The organism is uncultured Phascolarctobacterium sp. (assembly GCF_958349595.1).
Classification (GTDB): Bacteria; Bacillota; Negativicutes; order Acidaminococcales; family Acidaminococcaceae; genus Phascolarctobacterium.
Genome location: NZ_CATWDQ010000008.1, coordinates 35,293 through 53,057 on the forward strand (window position 1 = coordinate 35,293; position 17,765 = coordinate 53,057).

Annotated in this window: 15 protein-coding genes and 1 riboswitch; of the genes, 6 read left to right on the plus strand and 9 right to left on the minus strand. The window is 48.0% G+C overall.

Translation table 11 applies throughout. The annotated features are described in order from the left end of the window. Positions 1–73: 73 nt before the first annotated feature. The 5 genes from dcuC to Q4G98_RS07425 all read right to left on the minus strand — a co-directional run bounded on the left by dcuC (position 74) and on the right by Q4G98_RS07425 (position 4,772). Positions 74–1,447, minus strand: coding sequence for a C4-dicarboxylate transporter DcuC (dcuC, locus tag Q4G98_RS07405; RefSeq protein WP_298563832.1), 1,374 nt, complete (start codon positions 1,445–1,447; stop codon positions 74–76). 212 nt (positions 1,448–1,659) lie between these two features. Further along, positions 1,660–2,556, minus strand: coding sequence for a sirohydrochlorin cobaltochelatase (locus tag Q4G98_RS07410; RefSeq protein ID WP_177561162.1), 897 nt, complete (start codon positions 2,554–2,556; stop codon positions 1,660–1,662). A 124-nt stretch (positions 2,557–2,680) separates the two neighbouring features. Continuing rightward, a riboswitch (cobalamin riboswitch) is annotated at positions 2,681–2,855 on the minus strand. Positions 2,856–2,984: 129 nt separating this feature from the next. Then, entirely contained in the window at positions 2,985–3,689 is a 705-nt protein-coding gene (locus Q4G98_RS07415) for a hypothetical protein (protein ID WP_298563835.1), read from the minus strand. 21 nt (positions 3,690–3,710) lie between these two features. After that, complete coding sequence (locus tag Q4G98_RS07420) at positions 3,711–4,079, minus strand: metal-dependent transcriptional regulator (protein WP_293663332.1); 369 nt, start codon at positions 4,077–4,079, stop codon at positions 3,711–3,713. A 201-nt stretch (positions 4,080–4,280) separates the two neighbouring features. Then, positions 4,281–4,772 carry a hypothetical protein gene (locus Q4G98_RS07425; protein ID WP_298563839.1) on the minus strand — a complete coding sequence of 164 codons (492 nt, stop codon included), beginning with the start codon at positions 4,770–4,772 and terminating at the stop codon, positions 4,281–4,283. 173 nt (positions 4,773–4,945) lie between these two features. On the opposite strand from Q4G98_RS07425, the gene Q4G98_RS07430 reads away from it, so the two are divergent. The 4 genes from Q4G98_RS07430 to Q4G98_RS07445 all read left to right on the plus strand — a co-directional run bounded on the left by Q4G98_RS07430 (position 4,946) and on the right by Q4G98_RS07445 (position 10,128). Further along, on the plus strand, positions 4,946–6,043 hold the full coding sequence (locus tag Q4G98_RS07430; protein ID WP_298563842.1) for an FkbM family methyltransferase: 1,098 nt from the start codon (positions 4,946–4,948) through the stop codon (positions 6,041–6,043). Between the two features lie 169 nt (positions 6,044–6,212). Then, positions 6,213–7,250, plus strand: coding sequence for an ABC transporter substrate-binding protein (locus tag Q4G98_RS07435; RefSeq protein ID WP_293663330.1), 1,038 nt, complete (start codon positions 6,213–6,215; stop codon positions 7,248–7,250). Between the two features lie 137 nt (positions 7,251–7,387). After that, positions 7,388–9,064 carry an iron ABC transporter permease gene (locus Q4G98_RS07440; protein WP_293545457.1) on the plus strand — a complete coding sequence of 559 codons (1,677 nt, stop codon included), beginning with the start codon at positions 7,388–7,390 and terminating at the stop codon, positions 9,062–9,064. A 17-nt stretch (positions 9,065–9,081) separates the two neighbouring features. Continuing rightward, on the plus strand, positions 9,082–10,128 hold the full coding sequence (locus tag Q4G98_RS07445) for an ABC transporter ATP-binding protein (protein ID WP_298563846.1): 1,047 nt from the start codon (positions 9,082–9,084) through the stop codon (positions 10,126–10,128). A gap of 66 nt (positions 10,129–10,194) precedes the next feature. Here the strand turns inward: Q4G98_RS07445 and Q4G98_RS07450 are convergent, their stop codons facing one another. After that, positions 10,195–11,922 (minus strand): ABC transporter ATP-binding protein, encoded by a 1,728-nt coding sequence (locus Q4G98_RS07450; protein ID WP_298563849.1) that lies wholly within the window; start codon positions 11,920–11,922, stop codon positions 10,195–10,197. 448 nt (positions 11,923–12,370) lie between these two features. Here Q4G98_RS07450 and Q4G98_RS07455 point away from each other — a divergent pair, with 448 nt between their 5' ends. Further along, complete coding sequence (locus Q4G98_RS07455; protein WP_293663327.1) at positions 12,371–13,366, plus strand: extracellular solute-binding protein; 996 nt, start codon at positions 12,371–12,373, stop codon at positions 13,364–13,366. An 89-nt stretch (positions 13,367–13,455) separates the two neighbouring features. Continuing rightward, entirely contained in the window at positions 13,456–13,884 is a 429-nt protein-coding gene (locus tag Q4G98_RS07460) for a DUF3887 domain-containing protein (protein WP_298563852.1), read from the plus strand. Between the two features lie 60 nt (positions 13,885–13,944). Here the strand turns inward: Q4G98_RS07460 and hemL are convergent, their stop codons facing one another. From hemL to cobA, 3 genes are read right to left on the minus strand one after another with little or no spacing between them, the layout of a single operon-like run. After that, positions 13,945–15,243: a glutamate-1-semialdehyde 2,1-aminomutase gene (hemL, locus tag Q4G98_RS07465; RefSeq protein ID WP_298563855.1), complete on the minus strand. Its 1,299-nt coding sequence runs from the start codon at positions 15,241–15,243 to the stop codon at positions 13,945–13,947. A gap of 11 nt (positions 15,244–15,254) precedes the next feature. Next, positions 15,255–16,235 carry a porphobilinogen synthase gene (hemB, locus tag Q4G98_RS07470; protein ID WP_298563857.1) on the minus strand — a complete coding sequence of 327 codons (981 nt, stop codon included), beginning with the start codon at positions 16,233–16,235 and terminating at the stop codon, positions 15,255–15,257. A gap of 5 nt (positions 16,236–16,240) precedes the next feature. Beyond that, a complete protein-coding gene (gene cobA / locus Q4G98_RS07475) occupies positions 16,241–17,758 on the minus strand; it encodes a uroporphyrinogen-III C-methyltransferase (RefSeq protein WP_298563860.1) in 1,518 nt (505 codons plus the stop codon). Between the last annotated feature and the right edge of the window lie 7 nt (positions 17,759–17,765).

A 17,765-nucleotide genomic window follows, 5' to 3' on the forward strand; every position in this document is an offset into this window, starting at 1 on the left:
GGTTTACACATCCTTTCTAAAATAAGAATAGCCGCCCGCAGGCAGCTATTCTGTCTGTTGCTATAAGTTTTTATTAACCTCTGTAATAATAGAAGAAGGTCATACCGATGTTGACGAGCATAGCCCCGGCCATCGGGATAGCAGTACGTTTGACCAGATCGAACGGAGAAACGCCGCCCATGCCGGAGGAAACGACGATAACTGCGGTGATCGGTGACCAGTTACGGGCGATAGATGCTGCAAAGTGCATCGGCAGCAGCATCAGTACCGGATGGATACCGGTTTGCGCTGCAACAGCCGGAGTCAGTGCCGCAAAGGCAAAGAACGGTGCGTTGCCGCTGCCCATAACAACGGCGGAGAAGGCGATGATAGCGACCATAACGAGCATCATCGACATCGGGCCGAAGCCGAAGCCCTGGCTGCCGGAGATCAGAGAGTTGATAGTGCCCATGGACAACAGGCCCTGAGCAAAAGTCTGACCGGCAACGATCAAAGTGATGACGTTAGCCATCTGCATACCTAAGCCGTCGAAGAAGGTCTGGATATCGCCCATGACTTTTTTGCCGTCATGCCAGCGCATATATTCGCAGCAGGCGCCGATAAAAAGACCGATGAACATAGCCATAACGATGTTCATTTTGATGGAGGTGATCCACAGCGGGCTGAAGGAAAGGATCAAAGCCAGCGGGATAACAGGCAGGACTGCATACCACAGCGGAGCGCTGTTAGCCGGATCATCTTCGGCAGGTTTTTCAACTTCCATCGGCTGGACGATATGTCCGTCGCGTTTATCCATATATTTTTGCGTGAAATAGTGCAGGGTGCCGACAACTACAAAAGCCACCAAAACGATGGGGACCTGATAGTCAGTCCAGTAAACTACCGGGTTCAGGCCTGCGGTTTCAGCAGACAGGATCGTACCGGTATCACTGGGGCTCCAGTCAAAGCACAGCGTCGTAGCAACGGCTGCCGTAGCAGACAGACGGCTGACGCCAAGACCGATCAGGATCGGGAACATGGTGACCATCAAAAGCATGGCCAGACCGGAAGCGCTGTTGATGCACAGGCCGATAAGCATGCCGACGATCCAGGTGCCGGATAAAACGATGTAAGGCGATTTGAGCGCCAGCAGCGGACGGATGGTGAGACGAACCAGAGAACGGGAAGCGCCGATCTTGTCCATATAACGGGCAAAAGCGCCGACCGCCATAATGTTCATGCCCAGCTTGCCGGCATTGGAGCTCATGGTAGCACGGATAAATTCAAAAGCGTCAAAGAAAGTAGAGCCTGTAGCGGCTTTGGCAGGTAAAATAGTACCATAGCCGAAAACGGCGGCGATGTACATTAAAATCATACCGCCTAAGAATAAGACCGGTTGTGGTTTGTACTTTTTGTAGATCAGAAAGCCGACCCAAAAAGTAACGAGAGCAGAGATAACTAAACCCATTGGTGCAACACCCTTTCTTCATATAAATGTCTTTCATTGACTAAAGTATAGCATTTACATATTGCGTAAGGCAAGCACAGCAGCAACGATAGCTGACAAAATTACAGAAAATTTTGTCTAAATAAAGACGTTGTAATATTTTTGTATTTATTTCCAGAACATAAAAGGACGTTCTTCCGTGGAAGAACGTCCTTGGTACTGACAGTAATCTTTTATCTTTGCACGCCTGCTTCAGCAGCAACTGCATGCTGTACGTAAATTGCCTGTACTGCGGCGTTGCGGCCGATACCCTGCAGGTGACCTATGGTTTTGACACCCATTTTTTCGATCAGGGATTTCCAGGAATCTTCTTCGTCACCATACATGTCGTTGTTGGCATGGTCGCCGGCAACGATCATCAGCGGGAACATATGCACGGTTTTGTAGCCGCGTGCTTTGATCTGTTCCAGCACTTCGTCAACATTAGGGGTATCTACTTCTTCAACAGTGCCTACTACTACGGGCAGACCCATTTTATCAAAGGTTTCCTGCAGCATTTTGTAGGTGTTGCCAAAGGACTGGTTGTTGTCACGGGGAGAACCGTGGCCCATCAGCACAACGCCTTCGCCTTTGCCCAGGGTCGGGAATTGGGTAGCAACAGCGGAAGCGGCGATAGCAAAGTCGTTTTTACCGACCATCAGAGGATCGCTGACAACGATGCGGTCAAAGTCGCCTTTGAATTTATCGACAGTAGTCAGGACTTTGTGTTCATATTCTTCACCGTGCAGCAGATGGGTCGGCTGTACGAGGATATCTTTATAGCCGGCTTTTTTCAGTTCTTTTAAGGTCGTAGGCAGGTCATTGACTTTGATGCCTTTATTTTTTTCCAAACGTTCCATAATGATGTAGGAAGTAAAAGCGCGTTTAAAATCACGGTTCGGAAAAGCTTTGGCAACAGCTTCTTCGATACCGCCGATATCTTTGGTACGGGTATCGTCGAAGGTAGAGCCGAAGCTGACTACTACTACGGCTTTGTCGTTCTGCGGTGCTTTAGCAGCAGAAGCTCCCATAGTTCCTAATGCAAAAACCATCATTGAAGCCATAACTAACATTGAAAGCAGTTTTTTCATAAATGATTCCTCTTTCCTCTGATTATTTTCTGAATAGGTAATAAAAAAACCATCCGTAAAAATCAGGATGGTAATAAAAACATGGTCAGGTTAGAACCATGATCTTTCCCCGTCCTTCGCAGGTCACTAAGATCGCGATGCAGGTAGTTCTTCTGGCTTGATTTCATCGCTTGGCCTTCCTTCCCAGAATTTTCCAGTGGTTTTATAGGCTTTGCTCCATCTTACAGCGGCGGGACCGCGCCGGCATTGAACCGGACTTCTCTGTTATTCCTTACGGAACCTGCATTACCGTATTCAGTTTGATACACTAAATTATAACATTTTTAAATAGAGTGTCAAGTAAAATAGCAAAAATGTCATTAATACATTCTTATACAAAAAAATAATACCCTCCTTTAATAAGCAAAGGAGGGCAGGTCGTTATTAAGTTAATTTTTGGCGGCTTTATCCAGATCCTGAACGAAAGCATTGGCAACACGCTGCCACATATTGGTAGTATCACTATCTTCGACCCGGCTGCGTGAATCGCGGAGGCTGAAGATTATTTTTCCGGTTGCAGGATCGAACAGGTGGAAAGCCACATCGACGTAGGCATCATAAACTGTACGTGCCGGGACGTATTCGTAAACAGTTCGCTGGGCATCCCTTTCAATCCAGTTGCCTTTATTGTCTTTTACTTTTTCTTTGTAATATCTGGTACGGGGTTCTTCATGTGCAGGGATGATTCGTTTGTTATAACCAAATTTGTGGGCGATTATTTTCAAATCAGCGGTTACAGCAGGTGCTATTTTGGTAGATATATCCGTGTAAGTTCCGCTTAAAGCATCTTTAGTCAATTGCGAAGCATCTTCTTTGGTGATAGAAAGATTTGATTCGATACTTGTGTCAAAAGTATAATCTTTTTTTATAAAAGCCTTTTGCAAAGCACTGATTATTTTTTCGGTTGCCATATCGTCAACAGTAAAATTGCTGCCGACTGGGTCCACTACACTTACAGAGACCAGATTGATACGGTGAAGTTTATTAAAATCATAATTGGGATTGGCCCATTTCGTTTTGTCGGCATGGGCTGCCAGCGGCAGTGCCAGCATGGCAATGGCTACAGTAAGTAAAACAAATAGTTTTTTCATCATTATCAAACAGCTCCTTTAAAGTTAAGAGTTTTTGATCAGTTTTTTGATGCCCGCAAAGGTTTCCGGGCTGATAACATGCTCGATGCGGCAGGCGTCTTTTTCTGCTATTGTGGCAGGAACGCCCAGATTTTCACATAAGAAACGTGTCAATAAACGGTGTCTTTCCAAAACAGCATTGGCTTTGGCCAGGCCTGTTTCCGTCAGCACGATATTACCGTCGGCTTCCATCAGAATATAGTTTTCACGTTTTAAAATACTCATGGCCCGGCTGACGCTGGCTTTGGTAAAATTCATGTACGTTGCGATATCGATAGAGCGTACACTGCCGTTTTTTTGCTGCAGCATCAGGATGGTTTCCAAATAGTTTTCTCCAGATTCCTGTAAAATCATAACAAGTCCTCCGCAGGCCCAAAGGCCGTTTATTGATAATGTAATATAAATATGTCCGGAAAATATCAGTGAGCAGTAAGAATATTCCGGCAAATATTATCAATACTATTTTAACATTATAAAAAGCTGTGGGCAAGTATAGCTACAGGGAAGATAAAAAGACCTGAAGCTTTATGCTTCAGGTACAATAAAAAACACTGTTTAGTAGCGTTCATAAGCGCGTTTAGTCAGGAGCAGTGTTTTCTCAAAAACAGAAGCAAATAATCCTGCCGTTAAAGCTGTAAAAATCATTCCAGGCAGGGCCGCCGCCAGCAGGGGATAAACTGCTTTGCCGATAACAAGACTGAGCGCAAGGCGTGCTGCGGCAGATGCCAGCGGTCCTGATAACAGGTAAAAGACTTTGCTTTTACCTAAAACTGCATATAATAAGGCAACGACTATCCTGAAAAGCATTGCGATAAGGACATTGAAAATAGTTTGGGTACCTAAAAGTAAACCGCCGGCAGAGGCCAGCAGACCGGCCAGCAGGTATTTTTTGATGCCAAAAACACCGCAGATGGCGACGGCCAGCGGTGCAGAAAGCTGAAATTCACTGCCTGGAATGAAGCTGGGCAGTTTAAAAGCACCGCTGACGGCGATAAAGGCTGCCAATAAAGCAATTTCGCTGATTGCGCGGATTTTAAAAGTAGACATGTAGATCACCTTAGTTATGGTTAACCATAGAATATATTTTAGTTTACGATAATAGTATATAAAACTCAGGACCCGTATGTCAACCTTGATGCAAGAAAAAGTTAACCTAAGAAAAGTATGACTGCAGATAAAGTTTCGTGTACAATAAAGTTATGAAGAAGGGAGCATCAAAAATGTTGGATTTTATTGAAGCCAGGCAGGATGTCTGGCAGACTTTGCAGCTGACGGACAAACCAGTCGTTTTATATGGTATGGGCAATGGCGCCGATCAGATCATTGACTGGTGTGACAGCCATAAAGTAGAGGTTGCCGGTGTTTTTGCCAGTGACGAGTTTGTTCGTGGGCAGGTCTTTCGTGGTTACAGGGTCGAGACTTATGACGCTGTCAAGGAACGTCTGGGGGATTTTTTGCTCGTGATTGCCTTTGCCTCAGAGTCGCCCGCGGTTTTACAACGCTTTCAAGAGCTGAGTCTGCTGCATGAGACCGTAGCACCGCATTTGCCGCTGTTTCCCGGAGATGAAACAGTTTCGTTTGACTGGCTGCAGCGGCACCGGCAGGAATTGCAGCAGGTATATGACAAATTGGCTGACGACTGGTCCCGTAAGGTTTTTGCGGCGGCGCTGAATTATAAGCTGAGCGGGAAGCTGCATTATTTATGGCAAAGTGATACGGAGCGGTTGGAAGACCTGCAGAATATCTTCAGCTGGAGCGAGACAGAAACGTATGCCGACTTAGGCGCTTATAATGGCGATACGATCAGAGAATTTTTACAGCTGACGGATAGTAAATATAATAAGATTTTTGCGGCAGAGCCGGACAGACGCAATTATAAAAAGCTGGCGGCTTATGTAGAAGCCAGCGGTCTGACAAATATTAAAATTTTTGAAAGGGCCATTTGGAAAGAGTGTACCGAATTAGCTTTTTCCGACAGCGGCGGACGTCAGTCGACATTACTGGCAGGTCAGCGGCGGACCGTGCAGGCGGCCGATATCGATACGCTGCTGCAAGGCGAGCGCGCTACTTATATTAAAATGGATGTGGAAGGCGCCGAGCTGGAGGCTCTGGTAGGCGGCAGCGAGCAGATACGGCTCAATCGGCCTAAATTATTTATTGCTGCTTATCATCATGATGTTGATATGTTTTTATTGCCGTTGTTTTTATGGCGGTTAGTACCTGAATATAAGGTTTATCTGCGCAAGCATCCCTATGTGCCGGCCTGGGAATTGAATTTTCTGGTGACGCTATATAGCGGGACGCTAAAAATCCCGTAGGGTCAAAAGTGTCGTATTGTCGATTGACAATGGAATGTTTTTTAAATAAGGCGTAAATGTGACATAAATTTTAATTTTTTGTAAAACTTTTTTTCTAATGTAAGCAGGAATTTTACAAAGCCGGGCGAACTTTAAGGGTAGTACGACAACACAAAGGAGTGGATGTTTGATGAAAAACGCAAAATGGTTGTGCACTGCAGCAGCAGTTCTGGCATTATCCGTAGCAGTTGCCGGCTGTGGCGGCAGCGGTGATAAGAAAGCTGCAGATTCTAAAGGTGGTCCTAAAGGCGACGTTATGGTTTATACCTCTATTTATCCTGATATCATCGATAAAATGTGTAAACCGAATGTAGCTAAAGCATTCCCTGATATGAAAGTTACCTGGTTCCAGGGTGGTACTGAAAAAGTAATCACCAAAATCACCGGCGAGATCAAAGCTAACAAGATCGGCACCGACGTTTTGATGGTTGCTGATCCTTCCTACTATCTCAATCTGCAGGATCAGGGCCTGCTGCTGGATTATGTTTCCCCGAATCTGAAAGATGTCATCACCGATAAAGACAAAAACGGTGCCTGGTCTTCTGTTCGTGTCTGCAACATGATCATTGCTTATAACTCTGATAAACTGAAACCTGAAGATGCTCCGAAATCCTGGAAAGATCTGACCGATCCGAAATGGAAAGGCAAAATCGCCATGCCGAACCCGATGCTTTCCGGTACTGCTTATGTAGCGGTTGGCGCTTTGGCTGACAAATATGGCTGGGAATATTTTGACCAGTTAAAAGCTAACGATATCCGCGTTGAAGAAGGCAATTCTGCTATCCAAAACAAACTGCTGACCGGCGAATATGCTGCAGCAATGATTCTGGAAGAAAATATCCTCAAACTGGCTAATACTAAAAATGAGCCTTTGAAAGTTTCCTATCCTGAAGACGGCGTTATCATCATTCCGTCTCCGATTGCTATTTTCAAAGCAACCAAAAATCCTGAAGGCGCTAAAGCTCTCGTTGACTGGTGGCTGTCCAAAGACGGTCAGCAGGCAGTCGTTCAAGGCTGGATGCATTCCGTACGCGGCGACGTAGAACCGCCTAAAGGTGCTCCTGCTCTGAAAACTTTCTCGGATAAAGCTATTAAAGTAAACTGGGAAAAACTTGCTAAAGAAAATGCTCAGATCAAAGAGGCTTTCCGCGTAAGAGTTATGGAATAGTTCTTATTAAAATTTCTTGGGTAACAATTTTTAAGGGATCAGGGGTCGTTTTTGACGATCCCTGTTTTCCAATTTCTTTGCAGGAAAAACCTGTAAATGATTTTTCACCGGGTTGAACACCGGGGAAAGGAGCCATAGTGGGGTCTTTACCTAGATTTAACAGTAAATTTGCAGTTATTGCTATTTCCGTTATTTTATTATTATATTTTGTAGTTTTCCCGATGGGTATACTGCTTTATGACAGTGTTATGGTTGATGGAGCCATTAATTTTGGTAATTATGCCGATGTTTACAGTCAGGATGTTAACTGGCGTGCATTGTCCAATACTGTGCAGCTGTCGCTTTTAGTTATGGTAGCCAGTGTTATTATTACTTTCCCACTGGCCTGGCTCGTTGGCCGTACCGATATGCCCGGTAAGAAAACATACCGGACCTTACTGGTTGCCAGTTATATGATCCCTCCTTATGTGGGCGCGATCGCCTGGGTACAGCTTTTAAATCCCAGCGTCGGGTATTTGAATTCGATTTTTAAGTGGATTCTGCAGCTGCAGCAATCTCCATTTGATATTTATACTATGGGCGGCCTGGCCTGGGTGCTGACCCTGTTTTATTCGCCTTTTGCTTTTATTACCATTTCCCGGGCAATGGAAAAAATGGACCCGACGCTGGAAGAAGCGGCCCGTGTTTCCGGTGCTTCGCCGCTGCGGACCCTGATCGATGTGACGCTGCCTTTGATGGCGCCGAGTATTCTGGCTGGCGGCCTGCTGGTCTTTATTGCTGCCGGCTCCTGCTTCGGTATTCCCGCTATCGTCGGTATGCCTGGTAATATCGAGGTTATGACGACACGTATTGTAACCTATATTTATATGGGCAACGACGAGGGTATCCGTGACGCTACGGCTTTAGCCGCATCGTTGATGTTCCTGGCTAACTTCTTACTGTTCTTTATGACCTGGATGCTGGGCCGCAAGGATTATACGACCATCAGCGGTAAGAGCACACGTCCGAATATCGTAGAGCTGGGCAAATGGAAATGGCCTGCTTTCTGCGGTGTAGGCTTATATGCGTTCATCGCGGTAATTTTACCGTTAGGTTCTATTTTGCTGACTTCGCTTTTAAAGAGTATGTCGCGCGGCGTTACCTGGTCGAATATCGGCTTTGATGCCTGGGAACCGGTTATTACCAGCAGCCAGTATATGGAGAGTATCTGGAATTCGGTGGTGTATGGCGTTATTGCCGCTACTATCGGTACCATACTTTCTGTATTTATTGCTTATCTGGCAGTTAAAACAAAAGTCAAAGGCCGCAGCTTCCCGGATCTGCTGACCGTTATCGGCGGTTCTACCCCGAGTATCGTTATTGCTCTGGCTCTTGTTATTACCTTCTCCGGTAATTTCGGTCTCAATCTGTATTCGTCGATGTGGATTCTGGTCGTCAGCTATCTGGTCAAATATATGACCATGTCTGTGCGCACGATCGCGGCTTCCCTGAGTCAGGTGCATGTTTCTCTGGAAGAAGCAGCGCTCAATTCCGGGGCCAGCTGGATCAGAACCTGTAAAGATATTATTATGCCGTTGATCGCTCCGTCCATCATCGCCGGTTGGTTCCTGATCTTTATGCCGTCCTTCTACGAGCTGACGATGTCACTCCTTTTGTACGGCGCAGAAACTAAAACCATCGGTGTTTTGCTGTACGAGCTGCAAACTTATGCAGATACACAAAATGCTTCTGTCTTGTCAGTAATCATTTTGACTATCGTTTTGGCCGGTAACCTGATCCTCAACAAACTGACCAAAGGCAATGTTGGAATTTAAAGAAGGAGTGGAATAAATTGGCACAAGTACGTATTGAACATGTATTTAAACGTTTCGGCCCGGTAACGGCTGTTAACGATTTTAACCTGACGGTCGAAGACGGCGAATTCGTTTCGATCCTCGGCCCTTCCGGCTGCGGTAAAACTACCTCCCTGAGAATGATCGCAGGCTTTGAAAAAGCTACTGAAGGCGAGATCTATATTGGTGACCATTGTGTCAGTTCTTCGGCGCAGAATAGATTTGTTCCGCCGGAAAACCGCGACATCGGCATGGTTTTCCAGTCTTATGCAGTGTGGCCGCACATGACGGTCGTCGATAATGTAGCCTATCCGCTGAAAATCCAGAAAGTTCCCAAAGAGGAGCGTTTAAAAAGAGTAAATGAGATGCTGGAGCTTGTGCACTTGGGCGAATACGGGCACCGTTACCCGCATCAGCTGTCCGGTGGTCAGCAGCAGCGTGTTGCTTTGGCTCGCGCTTTGGTTGCGCAGCCAGGGTTATTGCTGCTCGACGAACCTTTATCCAATCTGGACGCCAAACTGCGTGAAAGTATGCGATTTGAGATCCTGTCGATCCAGAAAGCACTTGGCATTACCGTTGTTTATGTAACCCATGATCAGGGCGAAGCAATGGCTATGAGCGACCGCGTCGTCGTTATGAGTAAGGGTGTTGTACAGCAGATCGGCGCACCGCATGAAATTTATACCAATCCTGCCAATAAAATGGTTGCCGACTTCATTGGTCTGGTCAACTTCATGCAGGGCGAAGTATCTGATGACAGGGTATACCTGCAGGGCACTACGGCTTCCTTCCCCAATACCTCGGGTGTTTCCGGCAGTGCCACGATCGCCGTACGGCCTGAGAATATTACAATGAGCCGCTGCGGCGGTATGCTGGAAGGAACCCTGACGCACCGCTTCTATCTGGGCGATGCTGTTGACTATCGCGTTACCGTGGGCGATCATGATGTACGCGTTATCGTCAAGGGCGCAGATTTAAAGGAATTTACCGACGGCGAAAAAGTATATCTGGATTTTGAAAAAGTAATGATTTTTGACCGCGAATAATCACGAAGCTGTTTATGGGAAAGAAAAAGCCCTCAGATGCCTTGCGTCTGAGGGCTTTACGTATTTTTAATTTAACTGGTTTTTAGTGAATTGCGCCATGTACAGCCGGTAATATTCTCCCTGCATGGCCATCAGCTCATCGTGAGAACCCTGTTCGCCGATACCGTCAGGCGTGAGGACGACGATGCGGTCGGCATGACGGATCGTAGCCAGACGATGGGCGACGATCAGCGTGGTCCGGTTGCGTGACAGCTGCATCAGTGATCCCTGGATCAGGTTTTCTGTTTCGTTATCCAGAGAAGAAGTTGCTTCGTCTAAAATCAAAATAGGGGGATTTTTGAGAAAAACACGGGCGATAGCGATACGCTGCTTCTGCCCGCCTGACAGCTTGACGCCGCGTTCGCCCAGCTGGCTGTCATAACCTTCGGGAAGCTGATTGATGAAGGTATCAGCTTCAGCTAATCTGGCTGCGGTGATGATTTCTTCCATACTGGCCTGAGGTTTGCCGTAAGCGATGTTTTCGCGTACAGAGTCGGAGAAAAGGAAAATATCCTGCTGAACGATACCGATGTTGCGCCGCAGTGATTTGAGCGTCATACTGCGAATGTCCAGTCCGTCGATCGTGATTAAACCCTGCTGCAGCTCATAAAAGCGCGGCAGCAGATTACAGAGCGTACTTTTGCCGACTCCCGTAGTGCCTACAAAAGCGATAACTTCACCGGCAGCGATATCCAGATCAAAATTTTGGATGACTGGTTTTCCGGGGTCATAGCCAAAGCTGATGTTCTTAAAGGAGATCGCACCTTTTAAAGTACCGCAGTCAACGGCGCCAGGCAAGTCGGTGTTTTCAGATGGCGTATCCATCAGCTGGCAGAAACGCTGATAGCCGGCCATACCTTTCTGGTAAGATTCAGCTAATGCCGCCAGACGCAGGATAGGGCGGATAAAAATTGATACATACAGTAAAAAGGCGACCAGATCGCTGATCTGCATTTTGCCGTAGGAGATCATGGCGCCGCCCACGACGATGATGACAAGATTGGTAACATTGGAGAACAGCACAGCGTTACTGTTGAGCCGTGATAAAAGATCGAAAGAGGTTTTGCGTGCCTGCAGCAGGGCCTGTCCGTTTGTGTCCATGCGTTTTTCTTCCCAGGTTTCATTGTTGAAGGACTTGACAAGGCGGATGGCGTTCAGGCTTTCGTTGGTCTGGGCTGTAAGGTTGCCCACCTGTTCGCGAATGATCCGTCCCGACTGTTTCAGTGCTTTGTTGGTAGCCAGCGACTCATACGCTTTGCCTAAAAGCAGCAGATTGACAAGCAGCGCCAAAGGCCAGTTCAGATAAATAAGTATCCCCAGCGTACCGACCATGGTAATGGTGCAGACCAGCAGATAATTGGGGCCGAGAAAAACAAGCTCGCGAATTTCGGCAATGTCGCTGACGATGCGTGAGATCAGCTGGCCGATGCGGACGTTATCAAAATAACGAAAAGACATCGACTGGACGTGCCGGAAAAGATCGCCGCGCATGTCCTGTTCGATTTTGGCTCCCATCAGGCGCCCATGCCGGGAGACCTGATAGCTGATAACAAAATTGAGCAGGTACAAAAAAAGCAGGACGGCTGTAGCCTGTCCTAAAAGCAGAAGATTACCGCCGGGCAGCACGTCACCCAGGATATACCGCATGAAGAGCGGAAAACACAGGTCAAGGGCGGACGTGATAACGGAGCCGAGCAAAGCAAAAAATAATGTTTTACGGTAAGGACGATAGTATTTCAGTAGACGTTCCGGCATATGACAGACCTCGCAGATATAATAGTGACAGTAAAAATAAATTATAGTTAATTATAACATATTAGCCCAAAACAGCAGGAGTTGTTTTAAGAAAAGAAAGAGAGCTGACATGATCCTGCAGATTGTATTCAAGGTTTTGATAAAAGTTAGCTCAAACTAACTCGATGAAAATAAAAAACTGTGCGTGAGAGTTGTTGGCACAGTATCGAGTAAGCTTTAAGTTGATAAGTATAAAAGTTTGGAAGTGGGCAACTACAAACAGTTAACTTAAGCTAACGTATAAATTATATTTGAAAAAAGAAGGGCTGTCAATATCGGGCTGAAATTTAAAAGGCCGTTAAGTTGATGTTAGAGACGTGCCAGGGGGTATGTTTAAGGAAAGTACGCAGAAATAATGCTTAAATATGGTATAATTGATTTATCATGAGAAGGACGAGGCGGACGAACTATGAAAGTAATCCTGGTGGCATTGCTGTCGGTCGTACTTTGCTGCAGCGGCTGCGGCAGTGATACGAAAGAGGCGCAGAAAAGCATCAAGATCTGCAGCAGCTTAAATGAAACAATGACAGATATTTTAGTAGAAGATTTTGCCAAACAGCAAAATATCAAAGTTGAAGTCAGGTATTTACCGGTAGGTAATCTTGATGAGCGGTTGAAATTTTTACGGGAAGGAAATTTTGACGTCTGGCTGGGCGGTACGCCTGAAGAATATTATCTGGCGGGAGAGCAGAAGATGCTGCGCAGTTACCGGCCGCAGGAAGCATATAAGGTGCCTGCCGAGATGCGTGAGAATCAATGGCGCTGGACAGGGCTTTATGTTGACTACATAGGTTTTTTGACCAATCGCGCGCGGCTGCGCGAACTGGGCTTATATGCGCCTGATACCTGGGAAGAATTGCTGAAGCCGGAGCTGTGGGAAGAAACAGTACTGGCCGATTTTAAAAATGGTGGGCGCAGTTATGGTATGATAACTTCTATCTGGCAGCTGCGTGGTGAAGCTGAGGCGATGGAATATGCGGCTTCTTTCAACAGCCAGCTGCCCTTATATACTGCCAGTGAATGGGAGGCTATTGAAGAGGTCCGCAGCGGCAGAAAAACCGTTGCTGTCGTTTCACTTTCCGTAGCTTTACAGTTGGAGCGGCAGAACCGTGATTTATTTGCGACCCTGGTCAAGGACGGTAATAAAAACTGCATTACCGGCGCCGCTGTTCTGCAGGGAGCTAATTTGGCAGAGGCACAGTCTTTTATGGACTATCTGCTGTCCGAACGGTCGAAAGATTTACTGGCCTCCAAAGGTTATCCGCTTTTATGGCGTGTCAGTGATTACGCGCATGACGACGGCCGAAAAATGATGATCGGTGATCTGCTGCTGGCTGTTGATGATCTGAGCTGGACTGCGGGACAGAAAAGCGTGATCATCCAGCAGTGGTTGAATGCGCAGTAAGAGAAAAATATTGACGGTATCAATGGATACGTTATAATAAGAGTATATCAGTAAGATTTGCTGATTGTGACTATGAGAGGATGATGTAGATGAAGAAATTAGTAATGCTGGTAACTGTGGCTCTAACAATGGCAATGGCTGCTGTCTGTTTTGCAGCTGGTGACGGTAATGATTTGAATAAACAGCAGAAAATAGTCGATAAATTCGTGGCGGCGCTCAATGTGCCTGATGACAGCGGTTATGCCGGTGCGGCAGCTGGTTTCAGCCCGGAATTGAAACAGAAGTTAGATGAAAAAGCTTTTGCAGCGCTGCAGAAACAGGTCAAGGATACGCTGGGAACAATGAAGGACATGAAATTTGTCGCTTATGAGCGTTTAGGTCAGGCTGATCGTCTTACTTATTTGGGCAGCTATAGCAAGCAGCAGATGGTACGTGTGATTTATGGCTTCAATAAGGAAAGCAAGCTGACAGAGTTTATTTTTGCACCGATGGAAGTCCAAAAACAGGCAGAAAAATAATCAACAGTAAAAAACCGTCATAACCTTATGGTTATGACGGTTTTTGTTTCAGTACGGAGTTTATTTTCTGGCTGCGGCGACTGCTGCAAAAGCTTTGGCAGCTGCCTGTAAGGTTTTTTCAATATCCTCCGGCGTATGTGCCAGCGATAAGAAATTAGTTTCAAATTGAGAGGGGGGCAGGTAAATGCCCTGTTCCAGCATATTGTGGAAATAGATACGGAATGCTTCCAGATCGCTTGTGCAGGCGCTGTCATAGTCGTAAACTTCTGCCGCTGTAAAGAAAACGGTGAACATGGAACCGAGGCGATGCACCTGTACGGGTACGCCGGCCTGGGCCGCCGCTTTAACGAGCCCGCCTGCCAGGATAGCAGTCATACTTTCCAGCTGGCTGCAGACATGATGCTCACGCATATAAGTAAGGTTGGCGATACCGGCAGCCATCGCCAGCGGATTGCCGCTTAAAGTACCGGCCTGATACATGGGCCCGACCGGAGCGACCTGTTCCATGATCTCACGTTTGCCGCCGTAAGCAGCTACCGGCAGCCCGCCGCCGATAACTTTACCCAGACAGGTGATATCTGGATCGATACCGTAGAGACCCTGCGAAGATTTTTCGCTGCTGCGGAAGCCGGACATGACTTCATCACAGATCAGCAAAGCGCCATGTTTTTCAGTGATGCTGCGAATGAATTCCAGATAACCGTCCTGCGGTAAGACCAGTCCCATGTTGCCGGGAGTAGGTTCCATGATAACGGCGGCAATAGTATCGCCTTGAGCCGCAAAAACGGCTTCCAGGGCTGCCTGATCGTTAAAAGGAACGGTAATGGTATTGGCCGCCACGCCTTTGGGGACGCCGGGACTATCGGGAACGCCTAAGGTAGCTGCGCCGCTGCCGGCTTTGACCAGCAGGCTGTCATGATGACCATGATAGCAGCCGATAAATTTGACGATGTTCTCACGGCCGGTATAAGCGCGGGCCAAACGCAGCGCGCTCATAGTAGCTTCGGTGCCGCTGTTGACCATGCGGACCATTTCCATAGAAGGCACAAGCTGGCAGAGCAGCTTGGCAAGCGCTGTTTCCGCCAGCGTCGGCGCGCCGTAGGAAGAACCTCTGGCAGCCGCCTCTTGAATGGCTGTGGTGACTTGGGGATGAGCGTGCCCTAAAAGCAAAGGGCCATAGGAAAGTACATAATCGATATATTCGTTGCCGTCGATGTCAGTCAGTCTGCTGCCGCTGCCTTTGGCAATGACAGGCGGAATGCCGCCGACGCTGCGGAAAGAGCGGACGGGGCTGTTGACGCCGCCGGGAATGTATTGTTTGGCTTCGGCAAAGGCTGCCTGAGATTTACTGTGATCCATCTGCGGCCTCCTTATTTGCCCTGCAGCCATCTGGCTACGTCGAGGGCATGATAGGTGATGATCATTTTAGCGCCGGCGCGTTTGAAGCCCAGCATGGTTTCCATAACGATCCGCTGTTCGTCGATCCAGCCTTTGGCTGCTGCGGCTTTGACCATGGCGTATTCGCCGCTGACATTATAAACGCATAAAGGGCGGTTAAAGGTTTCTTTCACACGGCTGATGATATCCATAAAAGCCAAAGCAGGCTTGACCATAACTATATCAGCACCTTCTTCGATATCGAGGGCCACCTCGCGCAGCGCTTCGTCACTGTTGCCGGGGTCCATCTGGTAGCCTTTACGGTCGCCGGCAGAAGGAGTAGAATCGGCAGCGGCACGGAAAGGTCCGTAATAAGCGGAAGCATATTTGGCGGAATAGGCCATCAGGGCAACATTGCTGAAACCGGCTTCGTCCAGCGCTTCGCGCATGACTTTGACATAGCCGTCCATCATGTTGGAAGGAGCAACGATGTCAGCGCCGGACTGCGCGTGGGAAACGGAAATTTTAGCCAGCAGCGGCAGTGTTTCATCGTTGTTGACCGTGCAGCCGTTTTCTAAAACACCGCAATGACCGTGCTCTGTGTATTCGCACAGGCAGGCGTCGGTAACTACTACCAGCTCCGGATAGGTTTCTTTGATCAGGCGGCAGGCCTGCTGTACAGGTTCATCTGCATCCCAGGCGCTGCTGCCGACAGCATTTTTATATGAAGGGATACCAAAGAGGATCACGGCTGGGATACCAAGCTCGCTGATCTCCTGTAAAACTTCCGGCAATCGGTCTAAGGACCAGTGATAATTGCCGGGCAGCGATTCGATTTCATTTTTGATACTGGTGCCGGGCACGACGAATAAGGGATAAATGAGATCTTTAACGGAAAGTTCAGTCTCGCGGATCATGCTGCGCAGATTTTCTGTAGCGCGCAGACGGCGGGGACGGTAAATAGGAAAGCCCATACTGATCACTCCTTATAATAGCTTTGGATAGCGTCTGTTAAACCTGCGATAGTAAACTTTTCGGCGATGATGGCAGGTTCAAGATTATTCTGGCGGCAGGTATCGGCAGTAACAGGACCAATAGCTGCTGCGGGGATCTTATTGATAAGTTCTTTATGCTCGCCCAGCGATTCCAAAAGATTGGTAACGGTCGAGGAGCTGGTAAAAGTCACCAGATCGACTTCGCCGTTTTGCAGGGCAGCCAGCAGTTCTTCCCTGTTCTCCAGGGCGGCAATGGTTTCATAAGCTGTTACCACATCGACGCTGGCGCCTAAGGCACGCAGACTCTCCGGTAATACTTCGCGGGCGACACGGGCGCGCGCCAGCAGGACCTTATCGCCTACAGACAGCTCGGAAGCCAGAGATTCTGCCAGTTCTTCGGCCTTGAAAGCGGGCGGTACTATATCGGCGGTGATACCGTAGTTTTTTAAAGATTTGGCAGTTTCGCTGCCAATAGCCGCTATTTTGAGTTCGGACAGGGAACGGGAATCCAGCCCGGCGTTATCCAGACGGTCAAAGAAAGCAGCAACGCCGTTGGCGCTGGTAAGTACCAGCCACTTATAGGTTTTGATATTTTCGATCGCCTTGTCCAGCGGCGTATAATCTTCCGGGGGAACGATCTTGATTGCCGGCGCTTCGATCACGCGCGCTCCGGCAGCTTCCAGTTGCTTTGTTAAAGCGCTGGCCTGCGCCCGGGCTCTGGTCACAACGATCGTTTTACCAAAGAGCGGTTTGTTATCGAACCATTGCAGCTGCTCGCGCAGCTTCACTACATTGCCGACAATGAAGATGGCCGGCGGTTTCAGCCCTGCGGCGGCAACATCGGCGGCAGCAGTGCCGACGGTCGTGATTAGGGTGCGCTGTTCCGGTTTGGTGCCCCAGCGGATGACTGCTGCCGGAGTATCAGCACTGCGCCCGTTGGCGATGAGATTTTTAGTGATATTGGTAAGATTTTCGACACCCATCAGAAAGACCAGGGTATCGACAGCGGTAGCAAGACCGCTCCAGTTGATCGTCGATTCGCCTTTAGTAGGATCTTCGTGGCCGGTAATGACGGCAAAGGAAGTAGCTACATGGCGGTGGGTAACGGGGATACCGGCATATTCGGCAACTGCGATCGCAGAAGTAACGCCGGGAACGAATTCAAAAGGCAGGCCGGCTTCTAAAAGCTCAATAGCTTCTTCACCGCCGCGGCCAAAAACAAAAGGATCGCCGCCCTTAAGACGAGCGACTGTCTTGCCTTCCGCCGCCAGTTTTACCAGCAGTTTGTTGATGTCGGGCTGACGCATGGTGTGGTTGGCGGAAGCTTTGCCGACGTAAACCATTTCTGCGTCGTCTTTAGCATAGGCTAAAATTCTCGGATCTGCCAGACGGTCGTAAACAATGGCGTCGGCAGCCTGTAAACATTCCATAGCCTTGATAGAAAGCAGACCGGGATCTCCGGGGCCTGCGCCGATCAAGTAAACTTTTCCCTGTTTTGTCATTAATTTC